Raw genomic sequence first — 2,337 nt, 5'->3', positions numbered from 1 at the left:
AGGCATCGTTCAGTCCTTCCCGCGTGTCCTTGAGCAGAATGGCGATTTCTTTCTTGTCCTGGCCGCTGAAATCGCCTTCCCTTAACAGGCTTGAGTATTTGAGATTTCCGGAATTCACGAACCGATAGGCCGCTCCTTCATCGGATGAATAGAAATCGAGAAGCTTTTCTTTGACGCCATACGGCAATTCCTTGAGATAAAACGCATCGAAGTCGCTGCCGTATTTTCTGCTGAAGTCTTCTGCTGAAATCAGGTAGTTGTCATTAAGCAAGGCTGGCAGCAGGGTGGGGTATTCAGCAGCACCCTTCATCGCGAGCTTTAAATAGGCTTTCCAGTTTTCCTGGCCGACCTTCGTTTGATACTTTTCCAGGTCCTGAGGTGTATTCGTTTCAATCAGCGAGTACCCGCGTTGCTTTTCRCCCTTGCCGTCTTTGCAGGTAACGCAATAGATGGTTTCACCAAAACTGAGGTTGTAGAGTTTTTCAGGAAGCTGGTCGTACTCTTTTTTGTAGCTTGCATCCAGGAGTTTTCCCTTGGTGATATGACCGGTATCGCCGGTAAAGATGGCGAGTGTCTTTGACTCGGCGACAGCCTTCGCCGCCGTATCTCCCGTTGTCTTTCCCGTTGTATTTCCTGTCGTATCCGCTAACGCGGCATATCTATCCCCTTCGTGCGTGAAGTCGTAGACGTAGTGTTTGAAATATTCAAAATCGTTCTTGGCAAAAAAACAAGCGAGCGCAAACACAAGCAATGCAAGCGCCGCTAAAGTCTTTTTAGTCCTGGATAACGTCGAAAAATTCATGGATCAGATGGGTGACAGGTATTTAAGACAACAGACGAACAAGTCTGCTGATGGAAGGGCAGCTATCGTGAAATGCAGTCAAGTATTGAACCGGACCGCCGAAGTATCGCTGACTATTTTGACTGGCACAACGGGGCAGGATCGCGTGCAAGCATGGATCGAATCACCCTAAAGCAAAGTCGGCGCTCAAGGTTTCCCTCCCCAATCACGTCATCCTGGATGACGCATCGCAATGGTAGATCGACGATGAAAATGACGATTGCTGAAACGCCTTGTTGCATTTGCTATAAAAATAGTAGCTGCTTGCGCAAGTCCTTCAAGGGCTCTGGCTACTATTCTTATGGATTTCCTGCAAATCCGTGCGCAGCTTCCATATCTCCGGAAACAACACGACATCCARCATCTTGCGCAGGAAGCTGACGCCGCCGATGCCGCTGCTAGTGGTGACCTACGCCATTGCCGGCAGCGTGATGCGCAACCTGATCGGGTGCCCACCAGCATGCCGTGGGCCGCGGGATGGTGCGATGGGGGCGGGATGTGGCGATGAAGGTATTGGGAGAGAAGATGTTGGATTTGCTTCGGTTGTATGGACCGACAAGCAGGCGTTCCCGATGATCGGAAAAACAATCGGGATTTATGGATTACGTTTCCGGGCAGCCCTAGTCCGCGTAGGCCCCCGCCGCCTTGATCACCGGCGTCCAGCGTGCAATTTCGCTGTGCAAGTATTCGCGATGACCCGCGGGTGTGTTGCGCGCATCCCGAACCACATCGATTCCTGAAGCGAGCTGTGCCCGTTTGAATGCGTCCGTCTGGATTGCGCCCAGCAATGCAGCGTTGATTCTGGTTTGTACCGCCTGAGGCGTGTTCTTCGGCGCATACAAGCCGTACCAGACGCCAAGCCGGACGGAGGGAATCCCGAATTTCTCGAGCGTCGGGATCGCCGAGGCGCCGGGAACGGTGAGTGGCTTGGCTGATGTCACGCCGACGGGCCTGGTTTTTCCGCTAAATACATGAGGGAGCACATTGGCTGTCAAATCGCACATCAGGTCTACATGGCCTCCCAGTAAATCCGCCAACGCCGGTGCGGTCCCGCGATAGGGAACGGTGGTCATGCCGATGCCCAGCGAAGACTGCAGGAGAAGGCCGCACAGATGCGACGCCGACCCAATGCCGCCGTTGGCAAGCTTGACCTGTGGTTGCGTGGCTATCCACCGCACCAGCTCAACCGCTGAGCCCGTAGCTATCTGTGGGCGCGTCACCAGCATCAGTGGCGATTCAGCCATGATGCCCAAAGGTTCGAAGTCCGTCTCCGGGTTGAAACCGAGGCGGCGGTATAGCGCAGGGGCTGTCGCCATCCCGATATGGTTCAACAGCAGGGTATAGCCGTCGGCAGCCGCACGCAAGGCGATGGTACTGCCCAGGTTGCCGCCGGCGCCTGACAGGTTCTGGATGATGATGGATTGCCCTAACTGCTTTTCCAGCGGTAAGGCAAGCTCCCGCGCGAGCTTGTCCATAGGACCTCCTGCGGGGTAGGG

At 54.4% G+C, this 2,337-nt stretch carries 2 protein-coding genes; both read right to left on the bottom strand.

The genetic code is table 11. From position 1 onward, the window contains the following. On the bottom strand, positions 1 to 802 hold an 802-nt coding region (locus AC1D1P_RS21260), incomplete at its 3' end, for a hypothetical protein (protein ID WP_477674332.1). A gap of 659 nt (positions 803 to 1,461) precedes the next feature. Next, a partial coding sequence (locus AC1D1P_RS21255) for a tripartite tricarboxylate transporter substrate-binding protein (protein WP_477674331.1) occupies positions 1,462 to 2,337 on the bottom strand: 876 nt, incomplete at its 5' end.

The organism is Polaromonas sp. P1_E1_2 (assembly GCF_056406035.1).
This window is presented reverse-complemented; position numbering and strand designations above follow the sequence as displayed.